The sequence below is a fragment of the Streptomyces anulatus genome, from assembly GCF_000721175.1.
Lineage (GTDB): Bacteria > Actinomycetota > Actinomycetes > Streptomycetales > Streptomycetaceae > Streptomyces > Streptomyces anulatus_C.
Genome location: NZ_JOEZ01000040.1, coordinates 33687 through 54720 on the forward strand (window position 1 = coordinate 33687; position 21034 = coordinate 54720).

Here is a 21034-nt window from a genome sequence, read left to right on the forward strand (position 1 = left end):
CCGGAAGCGGGCCCGTACCCGCCCGACATCCCGGAGAGAAGGACCCGTCATGAACTGCCTCTCGTGCCAGCAGGACCTGCCGCCCACGGCCCGGTTCTGCTCGTCCTGCGGGACACCGTGCGCGACCGCCGCGACCTCCGGGTCCATCGGGACCGGACACGCCCCCGTCGCCCCGCCCGGTGACGAACGCAAGCCGGTGACCGTGCTGTTCTGCGATCTCGTCGGGTCCACCGCACTGTCCGGCGTGCTGGATCCGGAGACGCTGCGCACGGTGACCCTGCGGTACTTCGAGGCGATGAGCGCGGAGATCGTGGCGCGTGGCGGCACTCCGGAGAAGTTCATCGGGGACGCGGTGATGGCGGTGTTCGGCGTGCCGGTGGTCCGTGATGACGACGCCCGCCGGGCGCTGGCCGCGGCGCTCGGGATGCGCCGGGCGCTGGCCCGGCTGAACGAGGAGCTGGACGCCACCCTCGGCATCGAGCTGGCCACCCGGATCGGCGTCAACACCGGTCAGGTGGTAGCGGGTTCGGACACGACCACCCGGCAGGCCCTGGTCTCCGGGGAGACCGTCAACATCGCCGCCCGGCTGGAGCAGAACGCCGGCCGGGGCGAGATCCTCATCGGCCCGGGGACCCTGCTCGCCGCCGGTCCGACGGTGCGCGCCGAGCCCACCGGACCGCTGCGGCTGAAGGGCAAGCGGGACAGTGTGGCCGCCTACCGACTGCTCGCGCTGGGCGCGGACGACCCCGAGCTGCTGCGCCGCTTCGATCTCCCCTTCGTCGGCCGCGACGCCGAGCGGCAGGCGCTGGACACCGCCCTGGAGCAGGCCGTGCGCGGCGTCGGAGCCGGGCTGCTGCGGGTCACCGGGGAGGCGGGCATCGGCAAGACCCGGCTGATACGGGAGTGGCTGGCGGGGCCGTCGGCGTCCGGCGCGCTCGCGTACGGCGCGGGGCGGTGCCGCAGTTACGGGGACCACGGCACCCTCGCCCCGCTGGCCGACGCGGTGCGTTCGCTGGTGGCGGCCGGGACCGTGCCCACGCCTGGCCCCGGGCCCGGTCCCGTGTCCGGTCCGGCGGACGACGCGAAGGGCGCGGCCGGCGGGCTGGCGGTCGACGACGCGATGGCCCTGCTGTCCGGGGGTCTGCTGCGCGACGGCACACCGAACGCGCCCTTCGAGGACATGTGCGCGGCCCTGGCCGCGGTCCTGGAACGGGCGGCCCGGGCCCGGCCGGTCGTCCTGGTGCTGGACGACTGGCACGCGGCGGCCCCGCTGCTGGTCCGCACGGTGCACCGGCTGACGGACGGCTCGGGGTGCGCGGGAGTGCTGGTGCTCTGCGCCGGGCGACCGGACGGGCCGGACCGACCCGACGGGTCGGACGGGTCCGACGGGTCCGACGGGTCCGACGAAGGCTGCGCATCTCCCGCCGGGGCCGGGCATCTCCAGCTCACCGGCCTGCCGTACGAGGAGGCGGTGCGGCTCGCCGCCGGTCTCGCCGGCCCGGACGGCGCTGCGGGCCCGGTGGACGACCGGCTCCTGGCGCGGGCCGGGGGCAATCCGCTCTACCTGGAACAGCTCCTGGTCGGCGACCGGGCGGACCCGGCGGCCGCTCCCCGTCCCGGGGGCCCGGCCTCCGACGAGGATCTGCCGCCCACGCTCCAGGCCCTGCTGGGCGCGCGCATCGGGGCGCTGGCCAGGGCCGAGCGCGCGGTGGTGGACCTGGCCGCGGTCATCGGCCGGGAGTTCACCGCACCGGAACTGGCCCGGCTGGAGCTGTTGGTGGCGGCCGCGGAGGGCCACGCCACCGGGCACCGCACCGATTCGGCCGGGCCGCCCGGGCCGGACCCTGAGCACCGGCGGCGCGTCGAGGAGGCGTTGGCGGTGCTGGGCCGCCGCCGGCTGGTGGAGTCGGGGCCGTCGGGCAGCCGGGAGGAGGCGGCGTACCGGTTCAGCAGCGGGCTGGTGCACGAGGTCGCGTACGCCTCGCTTTCCAAGCGGGCCAAGGCCGAACGCCACGTCTGGGCGGCCGAGTTGCCCAGTGTGCTGCGCAGCGGCGACGGTGCGGTCGGCGGCCATCTGGAGCGCGCCTACCGCTACCGCGCCGAGCTGGGGCTGCTGGACGACCGGGCCCGGCGGCTGTGTGACCGGGCCGCCGCCGCGCTGGGCCGGGCCGGGGCGCAGGCCGCCGCCCGGTCCGACCTGCACTGGGCGCACGGTCTGCTGGAACGGGCGGTGGACCTGCGCCCCGGCGACCCGGCGGCGACGCGGCGGCTCGGCGAGGTACGGGTGGCGCTGGGCCGCACCGACGAGGGTGCCGAACTGCTGCGTCACGTACGGGACACGGGGCCCGATCCGGTGGAGGCCGCGCATGCCCGCCTCGCGCTCGCCGTGCTGGATCCGGGCGGCCCGGGCCCTGGCCCCGCCGCCGTGGCCCGTACCGTCCTCCCGGTGTTCGAGGCGGCCGGGGACTCGACCGGCCGGGCGCGGGCACATCTGCGGATCGCCCAGCAGTTCCAGCGGTCCGGCCGGCACGCGGAGGCGGAGCGGGACCAGGCGCGGGCCCTGGAGCACGCCGTGCTGGCCGGCGCGGAGCCGGAACGTGCCGGGGCGCTCGGCGCGATCGGCGTCTCCCTGTGGCGCGGGCCGGTTCCGGTGCCCGCCGCGGCGATCCGCTGCCGGACGCTGCTGGCGGCGCACGGTGCGGGCCGGCCCACGGTCCGGGTCACCCTCAACTGCCCGCTGGCGGTGCTGTACGCGCTCCAGGGCCGGCCCGAGGAGGCGCACCGCTGCCTGGCCGAGGCGGAGCGGCTGGCCGGGAAGCTGGGGTTCGCCGAGGCGGAGGTCTTCCTGCCGGTGTTCCGGGCGACGGTGGAGGCGCTGCTCGGCCGGAGTGCCGCCGCGCTGGAGCTGCTCGGCCGGGCGGACGCGGCGGCCCGGCGCACCGGGGCGGCCGGGATGCGGACGGCGGTGGCGCTGGACGCGGCCCGCCTGGAGCTGGACGAGGGCCACGAGGACCGGGCGGCCGCCCGGCTGGCGGGCGTCGGCGACGCCTCGGGGCTGAGCCGGGCGGACGCGGTGGACCTGGCGGGGCTGCGGGCCCGGCTGGCGGCGCGGGAGCACCCCGACGAGGCGGCCGGGCACGCGGACCGGGCGGTCCGGGCCTCGCTGCTCACCGATTCCCCGCTGGTGCGGGCGACGGCCGAGCTGGACCGGGCGCACACGCTCGCCGCCCTGGGCCGGTGGCCGGAGGCCGGGGCCTCGGCCCGGTCGGCCGGGGCGCACTTCACGGGCAAGGGGCATCTGCCGGGGGTGCGCCGGGTCTCCGGGTTCCTGGCGCACCCGCCCCGGTCCATGGCCACGACGAGGGAGAGGGGCTGAGCCGATGACGACCACCGATTCGGGACGGACACGGACGGGGCCGGGAGGGACGCGTACGGGGCCGGGAGGGACGCGTACGGGGCCGGGGCAGGGGCTGACCTGGAGTCTGCGCGGACGCGGCCCGCAGGACGTGCCGGTGCTGGCGGACGCCGGACCACCGCTCGGCCGCCCCGCCGGGCCCGCCACGGGGCGCGGCGTACGCGTGTGCGTGGTGGATTCGGGTGTGGAACGGGACCATCCGCTGGTCGGCCCGCTGGCCGGTTCCTGGGTGGTCGTCAAGGACGGGGAGAGCGGGGAGATCACGGTCGAGCCGACGACCACCGGGGACACCTGCGGGCACGGTACCGCGTGCGCGGGCATCGTCCGCCGGACCGCCCCGGACTGCGAGATCCACAGCGTACGGGTGCTCGGGGAGCGGTTCTCCGGCACCGGCGACGTCCTGATGGCCGGGCTGCGCTGGGCGGTGGAGCAGGGCTTCGACGTGGTCAACCTCAGCCTGTCGACGACCCGCACCCGGTTCGCGCAGGAGCTGCACAGCCTGGCCGACAGTGCCTACTTCGCGCGTACGGTGATCGTCGCCTCGGCCCACAACACCCCGGTGGAGAGCTTCCCCTGGCGGTTCGCGTCGGTGATCTCGGTGGGCAGCCACCAGGAGGACGACCCCGAACTGCATCTGTACAACCCGGATCCCCCGGTGGAGTTCTTCGGGCCGGGCCAGAACGTCACCGTGCCGTGGCTGGGCGGCCGGACGATCCGCACCACGGGGAACAGCTTCGCCACGCCGTACGTCGCCGGGCTCTGCGCCCGCGTCCTGTCCGCGCATCCGCGGATGACGGCCTTCCAGCTCAAGAACGCCCTCTATCTGTCCGCGGCCAACGTGCGTCACGCGCCGCGTCCTTCCACTGCGGCAGGAGATACCCGTGATGACTCCGAGAACTGATTCCGCGCCTTCCCTCTCCTCCACCACCCCCGCCCTCTCCGCCGCGGACGCGCCGCGCGGCGAGCTGCTCCAGTCGGTCGTCGACGTGGCCCGCGCCATCTTCGGGGCCGAGGCCAGTTCGGTCTTCCTGCTCGACGAGGAGGCGGACGAGCTGGTCTTCCAGGCCGTGTCCGGGCAGGGCGAGGAGTTCCTCGTTGGCCGCCGGTTCCCGGCCGGGCGCGGGATCGCCGGGTGGGTGGCGACCTCCGGCGAGCCGATGGTGGTGGACGACCTGAGCGCCGATCCGTCCTTCGACCGTTCGCTGGCGGAGTCGACCGCGTATGTGCCGAACGCCCTGATGGCGGCCCCGCTCATCAGCGATGCCCGGATCCTCGGCGTACTGGAGGTGCTGGACCCCTCCCCGCAGGCCCGGTCGGGCGTCCGGGAGCTGGATCTGCTCGCGATGTTCGCCCGGCAGGCCGCCGCCGCCCTGCGGGTGATCACCCCGGAGCGGGTGCGGGAGGCCGAGCACGGCGACGTGTTCGGCGGCGGCGGGCTGGGGGGTGCGCGGCGCGAGGACGCGCTGAAGCTGCTGGGTAGCCTGGAGCGGCTGCTGCGGGGCGCCGGCTGAGGAGGCCGGCGCCCGCACCCGTCGCCCGTCGCCCCGCACCCGTCGCCCGTGAGGGAGTAGCCACCGGCCCGGCGGGCAGGAGCGGGGCGTCGGCACAGGTCGTCGGCACAAGGGAAGGAAACGCACGATGAAGCTCGCTTTCTCCACCCTCGGGGTTCCGGGGACGCCGGTCGCCGAGGTCGTCCGGCTCGCCGCCGACAACGGCTACCGGGGGGTGGAGCTGCGCGTCCACCCCGAGGAGCCGGTGCACCTGGGGCTCTCGTCGTTGGAACGGGCCGATGTGGTCGAGGCGTTCAAGGACGGCGGGGTGGAGATCCTGGCTCTCGCCGGGTATGTGAAGGCGGCCGCCGAGGGCGACGACGAACCGGTCCTGGCGGAACTGGCCGAGCTGGTGAAGCTCGCCCGCGATCTGGGCGCGCCCTACGTCCGGGTGTTCCCCGGCGGCGGCGACCAGGAGCAGGCGGAGGCCGACGCGACGGCCGCCCGGCGGCTCGGGTCCGCCGCCCCGGCCGCCGCCGACATGGGCGTGAGCATCCTGCTGGAGACCCATGACTCGCACCGCGCGGGCCTCGACGCGGCCCGGGTCGTCGCCACGGTCGGGCACCCCCGGATCGGCGCGATCTGGGACGTGCTGCACACCTGGCTCGCCGGTGAGGAGCCGGCCGCCAGCCATGCGGTGCTGGCCCCGCATCTGGGATACGTCCAGGTGAAGGACGTGGCGTCGGCGGACGACCTGACCCCGCTGACGCCGGGCTCCGGGGTGCTTCCGCTGGCGGAGTGCCTGGACGGTCTGGATCCGGACACGTGGGTGTGCTGGGAGTACGAGAAGCGCTGGCACCCGGAGGCGGCGGAGCTGCCGGGCCTCCTGGGCGCGGGCCGCGAGCACCTGCTGCGGCTCGGAGCGCCGAAGCAGTAGCGCGGGGCGACGCGAGGGAGGGCTCCACGCGTCCGGGTCCACGCGTCCGGGTCCACGCGTCCGGGTCCACGCGTCCGGGTCCACGTGTCGGGGTCCGTTCGCGTGCGGGCCCGTTCGCGTGCGGTTCGCGCCGGGGGCGGCCCGGACCCTTGACCGGAAGTTACTTTCCCTATAAGCGTACTTCCTTGGAAGTTTCTTTCACCCCGGGAAGGAGCTCACGTGCCCCACCGCACCTCAAGACGCACCCTCCTCGCCGCCACCGCCGCCGCCACGGCAGCGGCGGCCACCGGCGCCCTCGCCACCCCCTCCGCAGCGTCCACGCACTCCTCGGACGCCTACACCGACCACCGGCTGCGCCGGATCATCGCCGGGATGAGCCTGGAGGAGAAGGTCGGCCAGCTCTTCGTGATGCGGGTCTACGGGCACTCGGCCACCGAACCCGACCAGGCCGACATCGACGCCAACCTCGCCGAGATCGGGGTCCGTACGGCCGCCGAGCTGATCTCCACGTACCACGTCGGCGGCATCATCTACTTCACCTGGGCGCACAACACCCGGGACCCGCACCAGATCGCCGACCTCTCCAACGGCCTCCAGCGCGCCGCGCTCGCCGGGCGCTCCCGGGTGCCGCTCCTCGTCTCCACCGACCAGGAACACGGCATCGTCTGCCGGGTCGGCGAACCCGCCACGCTGCTGCCGGGCGCGATGGCCCTGGGCGCGGGCGGCTCGCGCTCCGACACCCGGCGGGCCGCCCGGATCGCGGGCGCCGAACTGGCCGCCCTCGGCATCAACCAGAACTACGCGCCGGACGCCGACGTCAACGTCAACCCGGCCAACCCGGTCATCGGCGTACGGTCCTTCGGCTCCGACCCCGACGCGGTGGCCGGCCTGGTCGCCGAGCAGGTGAAGGGCTATCAGGGCGCGGGCATCGCCTCGACCGCCAAGCACTTCCCCGGTCACGGCGACACGAATACCGACAGCCACACCGGGCTGCCCGTCATCAACCACACCCGCGCGCAGTGGGAGGAGCTGGACGCCCCGCCCTTCCGCGCCGCGATCCGGACCCGTATCGACTCGATCATGACCGCGCACATCGTGGTCCCCGCACTCGACCCGTCCGAGGACCCGGCCACGCTCTCCCGGCCCATCCTCACCGGCATCCTCCGCGAGGAACTGGGCTACGACGGGGTGGTGGTCACCGACTCGCTCGGCATGGAGGGGGTGCGCACGAAGTACGGCGACGACCGCGTGCCGGTCCTCGCGCTGCTGGCGGGCGTGGACCAACTGCTGAACCCGCCGAACCTCTCCGTTGCCTGGAACGCCGTGCTGAAGGCGGTGCGCGGCGGTGAGATCAGCGAGGCGCGGATCGAGCAGTCGATCCTGAGGATCCTGCGGCTGAAGCGCCGACTGGGCCTGTTCCAGGACCCGTTCGTCAGCCACCGGGGCGTCGAGCGCACCGTCGGCAGCCGTGCCCACCGGGCCGCCGCCGACAGGATCGCCGAGCGCACGACGACCCTGCTCGCCGACCCCGGCACGCTGCTGCCGCTCTCCCGCCGCACCCACCGCAACCTGCTGGTGGTGGGCGCCGATCCGGCGTCCCCCTCCGGGACGACGGGCCCGCCGACCAGCACCCTGGCGCACGCCTTCGGTGAACTGGGCTTCACCGCAAGGGCGTTGTCGACCGGTACGGCTCCGGGCCAGGCGAAGATCGACGAAGCGGTCGCCGCCGCCGAGGGCAGGGACGTGGTGGTCGTGGCGACGTACAACGTCACGGCGAGCAGTTCGCAGCGCACGCTCGTCACGGCCCTCGTGGCGACCGGCGTCCCGGTGGTCACCGTCGCGATCCGCAACCCGTACGACATCGCCCACCTCACCGGCACCGGAGTCGCGGCGAGCCTCGCCGCGTACTCCTGGACGGACGTCGAACTGCGCGCCGCCGCCCGGGTGATCGCGGGCCGCGCCGACCCGGAGGGCACCCTCCCGGTTCCGGTGCAGCGCGCGGACGACCCGAAGCAGGTGCTGTACCCGGTGGGTCACGGGCTGTCGTACTAGCCCTACGGCGGCCGGATGAACCCGGCATCCGGCCGCAGACGCAAAGCACCCCGCGCACCCGGCGTGGCCCCGCTCCCGCGGGCCGCGCCGGGTGTACGTCTTTACGGACGCATCGGGGGTTTTCATGGACGAGCACGCTTCCCCGGGGGCCCGGCGTCGACGGCCGGCCCCACTGCCGGTCCAGGTCGCGGACCGGATCGCGCCACCGGTCCGGATCGCGGCACTGGCCGTGACCGTAGCGACGGCCGCGCTTCTGCTGACGGCCTGCCAGGTTTCGGACGGGACGGTCACCGACGACCGGGGGCCCGCCCCCGGATCGCCCGGCCCGTCCCCGTACGGGGTGGTGTTCCTCGGGCCCGGCGACTGCAGTTCGCGGGGCCCGGAGATCCGGGAGGTGTTCTGCCGCAGCGAGAAGGCCGCGGCCACCGTCCTCGCCCGGCACCTCGGCACCCCGTCGTCGGGCCCGCCCTGTCCTGACCCCACCGACTTCGTCCTGCATGTCTCCGAGACGGGCACCGGGGCCCGTTCCCGGCTCACCACCGGCTACGCCTGCATGCGGAATCTGGAGCCACCGCATCCGGGCGACCCGGGGCGGGGCGGCGGCCCGCTGACCGTGGTCGGGGACTGTGTCACGGGCTCCCGTGCGGGCGAGGTCACGGAGACCGCCTGCGAGGACGTGGGCGGACGCGCGCCTCGCTACCGGGTGGAATCGGCGGTGCAGCGGCGGGCGCAGTGCCCCGGCGCCACGGACCTGTTCGTCGCCCTGGGCGGGGACAGGCCGGTGGGCTGCGCCCGCCGGACACCGGGAAGGTGACCCGCGGGCGCAGCCCACGTACGTGCGGCCGGGGCGGCGGCGTGAGGGCTACCGGCGCAGCGTGGCCTCGTCGCGCTCGATCTCGCCGTTGCGCTTGTCCAGCCTGGTGTCGAACTTCGCCAGCGGCCTCGCCTTCGACGGGTCCGCCTCGACGGCCGCCGGAGCGACGCCCGCCCAGCGCAGGATCGCGGCGGTGGCCTTCGCCTTCTCGTCCTCGACGAGTCCGGATACCTTCGCGCCGTGGTTGCCGCCGGGGACGGTGTAGACGGCGCTGTCCTTCGCGCCGCGCCCGAGGCGGAACGGCTCCGCGCTCCAGGGGTCGTTCTCGCCGTTGACGTACATCATCCGCCGGGCGTTGTTCCTGACCCAGCGGTCGATGTCCCGCATCGCGCCCCGGTCGAACGTCATCGGGATGGAACGGGGCACGAAGTTGCGCGGGGGCTGGTAGCCGTAGCGGCTCAGGTTGCCGAGCCAGGGCTGCCTGATGTCCGGCGAACCGAGCTGGGTGCCCGCCTGGTAGTAGTACGGGGTGTACGGCTCCAGGCCCTGGTCCACGTAGAAGGAGAAGCCGGAGATGGAGTCGACGGAGTTCCAGATGTCGTCGTCGGTGGCCTTCTTGGCGTCGGCCGGGAGGTCCGCGCAGTCGGCGACCAGGCTGTACTGCCAGAACGCCCACGCGTAGTCCATGACCGTGGCCTCGTAGGCGCGGTCGAGGGAGCCGACGGTGTTGAAGGTCCAGCCGTTGGCGGCGGCCTGCTCCTTGTACTTCTTCTGGAGCGGGGCCCGGCGGATCAGCGCCTCGCGCTGCACGCCGGCCAGCTTGTCGCGGCACTCCTTCGTGCCGACGTCGCGGAAGAACCGGTCGTACGCCGAGTCCTCGTTGTTCACGACGTCGTTGGGCGCGACGTAGGCGACGACGCCGTCCATGTCCTTCGGGTAGAAGCGCTCGAAGTACGTGGCGGTCATGCCGCCCTTGGACCCGCCGGTGGCCAGCCACTTCTTGTCGTAGATCTTCTTCAGTGCCGTGAACACCCGGTGCTGGTCGCTGGCGGCCTGCCAGATGTCCAGCTTGGACCAGTCGGCCGGGGCCGGACGGGACGGGGTGAAGTAGCGGTACTCCAGCGAGACCTGGTTGCCGTCGATGATCTGCGTCGGCTCGCTGCGGCTGGGGTTGGTGGAGACGTTGTAGCCGCTGGTGAAGAAGACCGTCGGGCGGCTCACGTCCTTGTGCAGCAGGGTCAGGCGCTGCTGGAACGTGCCCTTGGACGGGCGCCGGTGGTCGACCGGCTGGGTGTAGCTGAGGACGAAGTAGCGGTAGCCCGCGTAAGGCTTCTCCTCGATCAGACTCATCCCCGGGATGGCCAGGATGCGGTCCTTGATGTCCTCGTTGCTCGCTTCGCCGCCTCCGGCAACGCCGCTGCTCCGCTTCGCGGCCGGCTCCGCGGCGGTGGCCGCACCGGCCGAGGCCCCCGTGGCTCCGACCGTGCCTATGAGCACGGCGAGCGAGAGAACCCCTGTGAGCGCCTTGCGCATGCACCCTCCCCTTGATTCACAACAGTCGCCGTGAACTTATCGGGGCAACACACGCCGCGCCAGACCCGGTTGTCCGTGTCAGCAGGGAAGGTCAGGGAAACGCCCGGGGAACGCCTGGGGAATCAGGGGAGTATCCGGGCGACATCAGCAGAGGATCCATCCGGTGGAGACGGACTTCCTGCCGATCGCACCGGTGGCCCGGACGCAGCGGTTCAGCGCGTTGACCGTGACCGGCCCGGCCATCTTCGTGTACGAGCCCTTGTCGGAGACGGTGCGTCCGCCGCGCGGCTGGAGCGTGACGCTCATCGTCCGCCGTTTGCCGGGCTTCTTCGCGACGGTGACGGCACAGACGTGGGCGCGGCTCTTGTAGACGCGCAGCTCCCCCGTGGAGAACCCGACCGTCTTCGCCGGGCGGCCGGTGCAGGCGGAGGCGGCCTGCGCGGTGCCGGGGGCGCCGAGCAGGGGGACGAGTCCGGCCAGCAGGGGCAGGACGAGGAGGCGGACCAGCAGCTGCCGCTTCCTCGCGACCGTCGGTCCCGTCGGCCTCACCGTTCCGTCGAACACATTCGCCCCCACCTGACGTCTGTACGCACCTACGCGTCCTTGGGTACGACGCAGCAGACCCGCGGGAGGTTGCACGGCCGGCTCAGAGCCTGTCGGGTGACCTCTGACCGGGCGGCCACGCCCCGGCATCCGGCGTTGCCGGAACGCCCTGGCAGCTCCGCCACGAGGACGTCTCGGCGCTTTGGAACCGCACGCACCGGGCCGCGTCCGCTTTCCGGTCGAAGGCCACCCGACGGGCTCTCAGACGCCCGCGGGCTCGTCCTCCCCTATGCCCTCGCCGATGAAGGTGCGCCACAGCCGGGCGTACCGCCCGCCCCGGGCGAGCAGCTCGTCGTGCGTGCCGTCCTCGACGACGCGCCCGTGGTCCATGACCACGACACGGTCGGCGCGGGCGGCGGTGGTCAGCCGGTGGGCCACCACCAGCGTGGTGCGGCGGCCGGTGAGCCGGTCGGTGGCCTGGTTGACCAGTGCCTCGGTGGCGAGGTCCAGGGCGGCGGTGGCCTCGTCCAGGAGCAGGACGTCCGGGTCGACGAGTTCGGCGCGGGCCAGTGCGATGAGCTGGCGCTGTCCGGCGGAGAGGTTGCGGCCGCGCTCGGCGACCTCGTGGAGGTAGCCGTCCTCCAGCGTGGCGATCATCTCGTGCGCGCCGACCGCGCGGGCCGCGGCCTCCACCCGGGCGTCGGTGGCGTCGGGCAGCCCGTAGGCGATGGCGTCGCGGACCGTGCCGGCGAAGAGGTACGCCTCCTGCGGGACGACGCCGAGGCGGTGCCGGTAGGCGGCCATGTCGAGACGGCGCAGATCGGTGCCGTCGGCGGTGACCCGGCCGCTCGTGGGGTCGTAGTACCGGGCGACGAGCTTGACCAGGGTCGACTTCCCGGCCCCCGTCTCCCCGACGAACGCCACCGTCTGGCCGGCCGGGATGCGCAGGTCGACGCCGGTGAGGGCCTCCTCGTCGGTGCCGTACGCGAAGGAGACGTCCTCGAACGCGATCTCGCCGCGCAGCGAGAGCACGTCGAGCGGCTCGTCCGGGTCGACGGTCGAGGTGGGCTCGCGCAGCAGCTCCTGGATGCGGCCCAGGGAGACGGTGGCCTGCTGGTAGCCGTCGAAGACCTGGGAGAGCTGCTGGACGGGGGCGAAGAACAGCTCGATGTAGAGGAGGTAGGCGACCAGGGCTCCGGTGGTCAGCGTGCCGTTGTCGATCCGGCCCGCGCCGACGATCATGACGGCGGCCGCGGCGACGGAGGCCAGCAGCTGGACGAACGGGAAGTAGACGGAGATCAGCCACTGGCCGCGCACCCGGGCCTGGCGGTAGTGGTCGCTGCGCTCCGCGAAGCGGGCGGCCCCGTCCTGCTCGCGGCCGAAGGCCTGGACGATACGGAGACCGGAGACGGACTCCTGGAGGTCGGCGTTGACGACGCTGATGCGGTTCCGGGCCAGTTCGTACGCCTTGACGCTGCTGCGCCGGAAGAAGACGGTGCCGATGATCAGCACGGGCAGGGTGGCGAAGACGACCAGGGCGAGCTGGACGTCCAGGACGAGCAGCGCGACCATGATGCCGAAGAAGGTGACCACGGAGACGAACGCGGTGACGAGACCGGTCTGGAGGAACGTGGAGAGCGCGTCCACGTCCGTCGTCATCCGGGTCATGATCCGGCCGGTCAGCTCGCGCTCGTAGTAGTCGAGGCCGAGGCGCTGGAGCTGGGCGAAGATCTTCAGGCGGAGCGAGTAGAGCACCCGCTCGCCGGTCCGGCCGGTCATCCGGATCTCGCCGGTCTGGGCCACCCACTGGACGAGCACGACGACGAGCGCGATCGCCGAGGCCGCCCACACCGCGCCGGTCGAGAGCTGGGTGACGCCCTCGTCGATGCCGTGCCGGATCAGGACCGGCAGCAGCAGGCCCATGCCCGCGTCCACGGCGACGAGCCCGAGGCTGATCAGGAGGACCGCGCCGAAGCCGCGCAGCAGCCGGCGCAGCCCGTAGGACTCCTCCGCCCGCACGGCGGCGGCCTCGTCGACCTGCGGGGTGTCCGTGGCGGGCGGCAGCGCCTCGACCTGCGCGAGCAGTTCGGGTGTCGCGGGCATGCCGGCGACGGTGGTGTCACGCTCCTCCTCCTCGCGGACCCACAGTGCGGGGGTGATGCCGCGCTCCGCGTCGAACTCGGCGTCCAGCTCCTCCTGGAGGGCGCGGTCGTCGTCCTCCGGGTCCGTGCCGGTGCGCGACGGCCGGTGGCCGGGCGAGGTGCCGCCGAGCTCGTCGGGGTCGGTGAGCAGGCGGCGGTAGAGCGCGGAGGTGCGCTCCAGCTCCTCGTGGGTGCCGATCGCGGCGAGCTTCCCGCCGTCCAGGACGGCGATGCGGTCGGCGAGCTGGAGGGTGGAGCGGCGGTGGGCGATGAGCAGCGTCGTGCGGCCCGCCATCACCTGCTTGAGGGCCTCGTGGATCTCGTGCTCGACGCGGGCGTCGACGGCGGAGGTCGCGTCGTCGAGGAGGAGGAGCCGGGGGTCGGTGAGGATGGCGCGGGCGAGGGCGACGCGCTGGCGCTGGCCGCCGGAGAGGGTGAGCCCGTGCTCGCCGACGGTGGTGTCGTACCCCTTCGGCAGGTCGGCGATGAACCGGTCGGCCTGGGCGGCGCGGGCGGCCTGTTCGATCTGCTCCTGGGTGGCGTCGGGGAAGCCGTAGGCGATGTTGGCGCGGACGGTGTCGGAGAACAGGAAGCTGTCCTCGGGGACGAGCCCGATGGCGGAGCGCAGGGACGCCTGGGTGAGCTCGCGGACGTCGTGGCCGCCGATGAGGACGGCCCCGTGGGACACGTCGTAGAAGCGGGGCAGCAGGAGCGAGACGGTGGACTTGCCGCTGCCGGACGCGCCGACGACGGCGACGGTCTCGCCGGGTTCGACGGTGAGCGAGAAGCCGTCCAGGACCGGCCGCTCGTCGTCGTAGCCGAAGCGGACGTCGTCGAACTCGATGCCCGCCGGGGCGTCGGCGGGCAGTTCCTTGGTGCCGTCCCGCATGGAGGGCTCGGTGTCGATGAGCTCCAGGACGCGTTCCACACCGGCGCGGGCCTGCTGGCCGACGGTGAGGACCATGGCGAGCATCCGGACCGGGCCGACGAGCTGGGCGAGGTAGGTGGAGAAGGCGACGAACGTGCCGAGGGTGATCTCGCCCCGGGTGGCCAGCCAGCCGCCGAGGGCGAGCATGGCGACCTGGCCGAGGGCGGGCACGGCCTGGAGGGCGGGGGTGTAGCGGGAGTTCAGCCGGATGGTGCGCAGCCGCCCGGCGAACAGCCGGCGCCCGACCTCGCGGAGCTTGCCGGTCTCCTGGTCCTCCTGGCCGAACCCCTTGACGACCCGGACACCGGAGACGGCCCCGTCGACGACTCCGGCGACGGCGGCGGCCTGACTCTGGGCGTACCAGGTGGCGGGGAAGAGGCGGGTGCGGGAGCGGCGGGCGATGAACCAGAGGGCGGGGGCGACGGCGAGGGCGACGAGGGTCAGGGGCAGCGAGAGCCACGCCATGATCACCAGCGAGATGAGGAAGAGCAGTACGTTCCCGATGGTCATCGGGAGCATGAACAGCAGCCCCTGGATCAGCTGGAGGTCGCTGGTGGCCCGGCCGACGACCTGCCCGGTGGACAGCTCGTCCTGACGCTTCCCGTCGAGCCGGGTGATGGTCGCGTACATGTCCGTACGCAGGTCGTGCTGGACGTCCAGGGCGAGCCGGCCGCCGTAGTAGCGGCGGATGTAGGTCGCTATGTAGACGAGGACGGCCGCGCCGATGAACAGCCCGGTCCAGACCGCGAGGGAGCGGGTGTGGTCGGTGACCACGTCGTCGATGATCACCTTGGTGATGAGCGGTACGAGGGCCATGACGGCCATCCCGGCGAGCGACGAGCCGAGAGCGAGCACGACGTTGCGCCGGTACCGCCACGCGTACCCGGTCAGCCGCCGGCCCCATCCCTGTTGCTCTGCGCCCGTCACGCTTTGCCTCCCGTTCCGGCCCGTCCGCCGGTCTGTCCGCTGCTCCGGATGTTCCGCCCGTGATCCAGCTGATCCAGCTGTTCCACCTGGTCTACCGGAAGGCACCAACGCCCGGGGCTGCGGATTTCATCCCGCCGCAGCGAGCCGCAACGAAGGGGGCGGCAAACGGTGCCGATGGTCCGAGGGGTGCGGTACCGGGGTCCCCGGGCCGGTTCGGGGCCCCGGCCGGGCGGGTAGTAATCCGCGGCGGAACCTCCGGCCCAGGGCCGGAGGGCATCTCGAAGGGGCAGGAACCATGGCGAACGACCGGCTCACCGAGGCCTACCGCTGCGGACAGCTCTACGCGGCGCTCGCCGCTCTGGAGCGCCTCAGCGTGGGCACGCACCACTCCTTGGGGAAGCCCGGGACGCGGCGGCAGCTGTCCACCGAGCCGCGCAAGCACCTCACCGTGCACCTGTGGCAGGCGGGCCGGTATCTGGCCGGGGCGACCAACCGGGACCAGGGGCCCGCCGCCGCGGTGATCTTCCGGCAGCTGCCGGACCTTCTGCCGCGCCGCCGGGAGCTGCCCGGGGAGATCCGGGACCCGGCGGAGCGGGCCCGGTTCCAGGAGGGCGTCCAGGCACAGGAGGCCGCGATCCAGAAGGCGCTCGCGGAGCTGTGAGCGGGCCCGGCCGGGCCGGGGCCCTCCGGCCCGGCCCGCCGCCACGGCCCTGTCGCCATGACCCGCCGCCACGGACCGTCACCACGGCCCCGTAGCGACGGCCGCGCGGCTCACAGGTGCGTCGGCTCGAACATCCGCAGCAGGGCCGGGAGCACCACGACGGACGGCCCGGGGGCAGCCAGTGCCTTGCTCAGATCCCCGGCGAGGGACTCCGGTGTCGTACGGACCGCGGGGACGCCGAAGGACTCGGCGAGGGCGACGAAGTCCGGGCGGGACAGCTCGGTGGCGGTGGCCTCGCCGAAGGCTCCCGTCATGTACTCGCGCAGGATGCCGTAGCCGCCGTCGTCGACGATCAGCCAGGTCAGCGGCAGGTCGTACTGGCGGGCGGTGGCCAGCTCCGCGATGGAGTACATCGCGCCGCCGTCGCCGGAGACCGCGAGCACGGGCTTCGTCGGGTCGGCGGCGGCGGCGCCGATGGCCGCCGGGAAGCCGTAGCCGAGGCCGCCCGCGCCCTGGGCGGAGTGCATGGTGTTGGGGCGGCGGGCGTCGAAGGCGGACCAGGCCCAGTACGCCAGGATCGTCATGTCCCAGAAGCTGGGCGCGGTGTCGGGCAGCGCCTCGCGGACGGCGGCGAGGACCTGCTGCTCCAGGGTGAGGTCCTGGGCGTCGATCCGGGCCCGTACCTTCTCCAGCACCGTCACCACGCGCTCGGCGGCTCCCGCGTCCTCGCGCCGTTCGACGGCCTCCAGGAGGTCGGACAGGGCCTCGCGGGCGTCGGAGTGGATGCCGAGGGCGGGGTGGTTGGACTCCAGCTTCCCGGCGTCCGCCTCGATCTGGATCACCCGGCCGCGCGGGCGGAAGGTGTGGTAGTTCGAGGAGAGTTCGCCGAGGCCCGAACCGACGACGAGGAGGACGTCGGCGTCCTCCAGGAAGTCGGTGGTGTGCCGGTCCTCCAGCCAGGAGCGCAGCGACAGCGGGTGCTCCCAGGGGAAGGCGCCCTTGCCGCCGAAGGTGGTGACGACCGGCGCGTCGATCCTCTCGGCCAGCGCGAGGAGCTTGCCGGAGGCGTCGGAGCGGACGACGCCACCGCCCGCGATGATCACGGGCCGCTCGGCGTTCGACAGCAGGTGGGCGGCGGCGATCGTCAGCTCGGGACGCGGGTGGAGCTCGCGCGGGGTGGCGTCCATGGCGCTGACGACCGGCAGCGTGGTCTCTGCCAGCAGCACGTCCTGCGGGATCTCCACCCAGACCGGCCCGTGCGGCGCGGTCAGCGCGGACTCCCAGGCGGCGGCGATCGCGGAGGGGATCTGCGAGGCGGACCGCACGGTGTGGACGGACTTCACGATGTCGCGGACGGAGGCCTGCTGGTCGCGCAGCTCGTGGAGATATCCGTGCCGCCCGCCGCCGAGTCCGGCCGTGGGGATCTGGCTGGAGATCGCGAGGACGGGCGCGGAGGCGGCCGCGGCCTCCTGGAGCGCGGCGAGCGAGGTGAGCGCGCCGGGCCCGGTCGAGAGCAGGAGCGGGGCTGCCTCACCGGTGATCCGGCCGTACGCGTCGGCGGCGAAGCCCGCGTTGTTCTCGACGCGGAGTCCGACGTAACGGAGGGAGGAGCGGCGCAGCGCGTCGAACATGCCGAGCGCGTGCTGGCCGGGCAGCCCGAAGACGGTGGTCGCGCCGAGCCCTTGGAGGGACTCGACGACGAGGTCGCCGCCGTTGCGGCCGGCCGGCGGATCCAGCACGGCGGCGGCCTGGGCGGCGGTGAGCCGCGGCCGGTCGTCGTGGTCGTGGCTCACTTGGCTGCGGCCTTCTTCGTCTCCTTCTCCGCCGCGATCTGGCGGGACATGATCGTCGTCAGCTCGTACGCGGCGTGCGAGGCGGCCACCGAGGTGATCTCGGCGTGGTCGTACGCGGGGGCGACCTCGACCAGGTCGGCGGAGACCAGGTGGCAGGAGGCGAGCCCGCGCAGGATCTCCAGCAGCTCGCGGGAGGTGAGGCCGCCTGCCTCGGGGGTGCCGGTGCCAGGGGCGTGCGCGGGGTCGAGCACGTCGATGTCGATGGAGATGTAGAGCGGCCGGTCGCCGATGCGCCGGCGCAGCTGGTCGGCGATCTCGTCGACGCCGCGCCGCATGACGTCGGCGGAGGTGACGATGCCGAAGCCCATCTTCTCGTCGTCGGTCAGGTCCTGCTTGCCGTACAGCGGGCCGCGCGTGCCGACGTGGGAGAGGGCGGAGGTGTCGAGGATGCCCTCCTCGACGGCCCGGCGGAACGGGGTGCCGTGGGTGTACTCGGCGCCGAAGTAGGTGTCCCAGGTGTCCAGGTGCGCGTCGAAGTGGAGCAGGGCGACGGGCCCGTGCTTCTTGGCGACGGAGCGCAGGAGGGGCAGGGCGATGGTGTGGTCGCCGCCGAGGGTCATCAGGCGTGCGCCGGTGCCCAGCAGGTCGTCGGCCGCGCCCTCGATGGTCTCGACGGCCTCGTTGATGTTGAACGGGTTCGCCGCGATGTCGCCGGCGTCGGCGACCTGGGCGAGGGCGAAGGGGGAGGCGTCCTGGGCGGGGTTGTACGGGCGCAGCAGCCGGGAGGCCTCACGGATGGCGTTGCCGCCGAAGCGGGCGCCGGGGCGGTAGGAGACACCGGAGTCGAAGGGCACGCCGACCACGGCGACGTCGGCACGGCCGACCTCGTCGAGCCGGGGCAGCCGGGCGAACGTCGCGGGCCCGGCGTACCGCGGGACGCGGGAGGAGTCGACGGGGCCGCGCGGCGCATCGGTGCTGCTCATGGGGGTGTGCCTTTCGTTTCAGGATTCGTACGGGTTTCGTACGGTGTCAAGTGTGCGGGAACCTCCAGCCGGGTCGGCCGAGCAGAGCCGGGTCGGCCAACCCGAGCCCGCCCGGCCACATCAAGCCCGCCCGGCGATCGAGGGCGCCCTTGGGCTCTCCCCGCACCAGCGGCAGGGTTCCGTCCTCGGACGCCGGACCGGCTGAGCTGCACGGACGGGCTGGGCTCGGCGGCCTCGGCCTCGGCCTCCGCGTCCGGACCACCCCGCCCCGCCGACCGCTCGCGCCAGGCGGCAAGCACCGCCGACGATCACGGCGTGGTCGACAGACATGGGCTCCCCTCCGTCTCGCGCAAGCAGATGTACGTACGAGGGAGACGGTAGGTGGCCGAACGCCGACGCTGAAGTGTACGTTTCCTCCACCTTCGACGCATTGAATGGATGAACCGTCCATGCCCACCCCTCCCTCAGACACCACGCAGGCGACTCCGCCGACCGGCCGCCCGCCCGGCCCGCCGACCCCGCCCATCCCGCTGGCGGAGCTCCTGGCGAGGGAGGAGCTGGGCCTGCGCCGGATCGCGGGTCCGGCCGACGCCGACCTGCTCTGGGTGCACACCTCGGAGATGGCCGACCCGTATCCGTACCTGCTCGGCGGCGAGCTGCTGCTGAGCGCCGGCGTGCTGCTGACGGACCCGGACCACTACGTCGGCCGGCTGGTGGAGGCGGGGGCGGCGGCGCTGGGGTTCGGGGTGCGCCCGGTGCACGAGACGGTGCCCCGGGCGCTGGTCGAGGCGTGCGACCGGTACGGCCTGCCCCTGCTGGAGGTGCCCCCCGAGACCCCGTTCACCACGATCGCGCGGGCGGTGTGGCGGCTGATGGCCGAGGCGCGCCACCGCGAGCTGCGCCGGGTGACCCGGGCCCAGCAGGCCCTGGCGACGGCGGCGGCCCGCCCCGACCCCGTACCGGCGGTCCTCCGTCAGCTCGCGACGCGGCTCGGCGGCCGGGCGGTGCTGCTGACGGCGCGGGGCGAGGAGGTCCACGCGGCGGGCCGCCGACCGCCCCCGGAAGCGGCGGGAGCCCTGACCCGCCTGGCCCGGGTGGTGGCCCGCGAACGCCCCGCCTCCCCCACCTCGGCCACCGACACCCACGGCGGCACGCACCTGGCCGCGTACGCGCTGGGCGGAGGCGAGGGCCTCGTCCTGGCGCTCGCGACCCGGCGCCGGGAGTCCGGCGACCACACGGTGGCGGGCATCGCGGTGGTCCTCCTCTCCCTCCTGGCCGCCCCCCACCAGGGCGCGGACGCGGCGGGCCGTTCGGCGGCCCTGGTCCGCATGTTCCTGGGCGCCTCCCCCGCCGAGGTGGCCCCGCTGCTCGGCTCCACCGGCCCCTGGACGGTGGTCCACGCCCGCCGCACGGACGGTGCCCCGGCGGACGCCCTGACCGCCGGCGCCCTGGGCGCGTCGCTGGGCACGGCCCTGGTCGACGCGGGACGCGGGGGCGACGAGCCGGTAAGGGTGCTGCTGCCGGGCGGCCCCGGAACGGAACCGGAACGGGCACCCGGCGAGGCAGGTTCACGGCCGGAGTCGGCACCCGGCGAGGCAGGTTCACGGCCCGAGCCGGCACCCGGCGCGTCAGGTCCACGGCCGGAACCCGGCACGCCGGGCGCGCGGCCGGGAGAACGGGGACCGGAACCGGCCCGGGTCACCCCGCAGCCCGGCTGGACGCTCGGCGCGTCCGCCCCCACGCCCGTCACCGCTCTCGACGCCGCCGACCAGCTGGCCGCCCGGGCCCTGGCCCACGCGCGGGCGACCCGCGCCCCGCTGACGGTGGCCGCCCCCGCGAGCGGCCTCGCCGCCCTGGTCCCGCCCGAACAGGCGGCCGCCCACGCCCGCGCCCTCCTCGCCCCCCTCACCGCGCCGCTGGCCGACACCCTGCGCTGCTGGCTGTCCCTCCACGGCAGCTGGGACCGTACGGCGGTGGCCCTGGCCGTCCACCGCAACACCGTGCGCCAACGCATCGGGCGGTGCGGACAGTTGCTGGGCATGGACCTGGACGACATGGACGTACGGGCGGAGTTGTGGTTCGCGCTGCGGCAGGGGTGAGCCGGGGAGGGACCGCCCGGCCCGGCCCGGTCGGCAACTGGTCTACGACGAAGGGGTCCCCGGCGGGTCACCTGGCCGTGGAGACGCTCGTCCGCGCCCCTCACGTAACGGCCCCCTGGCGTGCACGCCGTGACCGCCCCTCGGTATGTTGCAGTGGCAAAGGGGGATCGCGTGGCACGGGATTACGACAGTCAACTGCTGGAATCGGTGGGAGTACGCCGCCGCAGGATGCGAGATGCCCTGCTCTTCGGCGTGGGGCGCGCACGGCGCACCGCCGACGAGCGGCTCGGGAAGGTATTCGCGGGCATCGCCATCACCGCCGTGCTCTGCGCAGGGTGCGTCGGCTGGTCCTTCCTCCAGCACACGTTGGAGAAACAGAGGGCCGAGCAGGAGAAGCTGCAACAGCAGCGGCAGGCGCTGAGGTACGAAGCGCCGGCGCATTCTTCCGGTCCGGAGAAGGGCCCCTGATCAACTCCGGCCGAGGAACGACCAGATGGCTGGAAATTCACCGGGCACGCGTTGCGGGCGATATTCCGCCGAACTCGGAAATGCGCCGACCGTACGCTGCGCTTTGCCCAATTGGCCCGAAATATCGGAACATCACGATGATAGGTTTCCGTAAGAGCTCGTAACACGATCATGATCGGGACTTCTTGAGGCGTCTCCAGCAGATGAGGCTGCAGGCGAGGGAGACGAAGGCGTCGTGGAGTTCGGTGCG

General features: G+C 73.8%; 14 protein-coding genes. 9 read left to right on the forward strand and 5 right to left on the reverse strand.

Translation table 11 applies throughout. The features are described from left to right. The first annotated feature begins 49 nt into the window (after window positions 1-49). From IG90_RS0133635 to IG90_RS0133660, 6 genes are all read left to right on the forward strand, one after another. Window positions 50-3376 (forward strand): adenylate/guanylate cyclase domain-containing protein, encoded by a 3327-nt coding sequence (locus IG90_RS0133635; RefSeq protein WP_030593365.1) that lies wholly within the window; start codon window positions 50-52, stop codon window positions 3374-3376. 4 nt (window positions 3377-3380) lie between these two features. Next, window positions 3381-4316: a S8 family peptidase gene (locus IG90_RS0133640; protein ID WP_030593367.1), complete on the forward strand. Its 936-nt coding sequence runs from the start codon at window positions 3381-3383 to the stop codon at window positions 4314-4316. Beyond that, window positions 4300-4926, forward strand: coding sequence for a GAF domain-containing protein (locus tag IG90_RS0133645; RefSeq protein WP_030593369.1), 627 nt, complete (start codon window positions 4300-4302; stop codon window positions 4924-4926). Before IG90_RS0133640 ends, IG90_RS0133645 begins: the two co-directional genes overlap by 17 nt. 127 nt (window positions 4927-5053) lie before the next feature. Then, entirely contained in the window at window positions 5054-5842 is a 789-nt protein-coding gene (locus IG90_RS0133650) for a sugar phosphate isomerase/epimerase family protein (RefSeq protein ID WP_030593372.1), read from the forward strand. Between the two features lie 219 nt (window positions 5843-6061). After that, the gene (locus IG90_RS0133655) at window positions 6062-7894 is read left to right on the forward strand and encodes a glycoside hydrolase family 3 protein (protein WP_030593375.1); all 1833 of its coding nucleotides are present in this window, start codon (window positions 6062-6064) and stop codon (window positions 7892-7894) included. 124 nt (window positions 7895-8018) lie between these two features. Beyond that, complete coding sequence (locus tag IG90_RS0133660) at window positions 8019-8708, forward strand: hypothetical protein (protein WP_033894891.1); 690 nt, start codon at window positions 8019-8021, stop codon at window positions 8706-8708. 48 nt (window positions 8709-8756) lie between these two features. Here IG90_RS0133660 and IG90_RS0133665 read toward each other — a convergent pair whose 3' ends face one another. The 3 genes from IG90_RS0133665 to IG90_RS0133675 form a co-directional block, all read right to left on the reverse strand. Beyond that, a complete protein-coding gene (locus IG90_RS0133665) occupies window positions 8757-10241 on the reverse strand; it encodes a S28 family serine protease (RefSeq protein ID WP_030593380.1) in 1485 nt (494 codons plus the stop codon). 144 nt (window positions 10242-10385) lie between these two features. After that, complete coding sequence (locus IG90_RS0133670) at window positions 10386-10751, reverse strand: hypothetical protein (protein ID WP_030593382.1); 366 nt, start codon at window positions 10749-10751, stop codon at window positions 10386-10388. Window positions 10752-11045: 294 nt separating this feature from the next. Beyond that, a complete protein-coding gene (locus tag IG90_RS0133675; RefSeq protein WP_030593385.1) occupies window positions 11046-14780 on the reverse strand; it encodes an ABC transporter ATP-binding protein in 3735 nt (1244 codons plus the stop codon). Between the two features lie 295 nt (window positions 14781-15075). Between IG90_RS0133675 and IG90_RS0133680 the strand changes: the two genes are divergently transcribed. Further along, window positions 15076-15441, forward strand: a complete 366-nt coding sequence (locus tag IG90_RS0133680; RefSeq protein WP_030593388.1) for a hypothetical protein — start codon at window positions 15076-15078, stop codon at window positions 15439-15441. Between the two features lie 110 nt (window positions 15442-15551). Here IG90_RS0133680 and IG90_RS0133685 read toward each other — a convergent pair whose 3' ends face one another. Both IG90_RS0133685 and speB read right to left on the reverse strand, forming a co-directional pair. Beyond that, on the reverse strand, window positions 15552-17234 hold the full coding sequence (locus tag IG90_RS0133685; protein ID WP_030593390.1) for a thiamine pyrophosphate-binding protein: 1683 nt from the start codon (window positions 17232-17234) through the stop codon (window positions 15552-15554). Further along, window positions 17231-18217 (reverse strand): agmatinase, encoded by a 987-nt coding sequence (speB, locus tag IG90_RS0133690; RefSeq protein WP_030593393.1) that lies wholly within the window; start codon window positions 18215-18217, stop codon window positions 17231-17233. The genes IG90_RS0133685 and speB overlap by 4 nt, the downstream gene beginning before the upstream one ends. A 449-nt stretch (window positions 18218-18666) precedes the next feature. Here speB and IG90_RS0133695 point away from each other — a divergent pair, with 449 nt between their 5' ends. Then, window positions 18667-20316, forward strand: coding sequence for a PucR family transcriptional regulator ligand-binding domain-containing protein (locus IG90_RS0133695; RefSeq protein ID WP_051860369.1), 1650 nt, complete (start codon window positions 18667-18669; stop codon window positions 20314-20316). A gap of 171 nt (window positions 20317-20487) precedes the next feature. Next, a complete protein-coding gene (locus tag IG90_RS0133700; RefSeq protein WP_030593399.1) occupies window positions 20488-20784 on the forward strand; it encodes a hypothetical protein in 297 nt (98 codons plus the stop codon). Window positions 20785-21034 lie beyond the last annotated feature (250 nt).

Coding starts and splice junctions, on each gene's coding strand:
- IG90_RS0133635 (WP_030593365.1), top strand. CDS start 50: ATGAACTGCCTCTCGTGCCAGCAGGACCTGCCGCCCACGGCCCGGTTC.
- IG90_RS0133640 (WP_030593367.1), top strand. CDS start 3,381: ATGACGACCACCGATTCGGGACGGACACGGACGGGGCCGGGAGGGACG.
- IG90_RS0133645 (WP_030593369.1), top strand. CDS start 4,300: ATGACTCCGAGAACTGATTCCGCGCCTTCCCTCTCCTCCACCACCCCC.
- IG90_RS0133650 (WP_030593372.1), top strand. CDS start 5,054: ATGAAGCTCGCTTTCTCCACCCTCGGGGTTCCGGGGACGCCGGTCGCC.
- IG90_RS0133660 (WP_033894891.1), top strand. CDS start 8,019: ATGGACGAGCACGCTTCCCCGGGGGCCCGGCGTCGACGGCCGGCCCCA.
- IG90_RS0133665 (WP_030593380.1), bottom strand. CDS start 10,241: ATGCGCAAGGCGCTCACAGGGGTTCTCTCGCTCGCCGTGCTCATAGGC.
- IG90_RS0133680 (WP_030593388.1), top strand. CDS start 15,076: ATGGCGAACGACCGGCTCACCGAGGCCTACCGCTGCGGACAGCTCTAC.
- speB (WP_030593393.1), bottom strand. CDS start 18,217: ATGAGCAGCACCGATGCGCCGCGCGGCCCCGTCGACTCCTCCCGCGTC.
- IG90_RS0133695 (WP_051860369.1), top strand. CDS start 18,667: ATGCCCACCCCTCCCTCAGACACCACGCAGGCGACTCCGCCGACCGGC.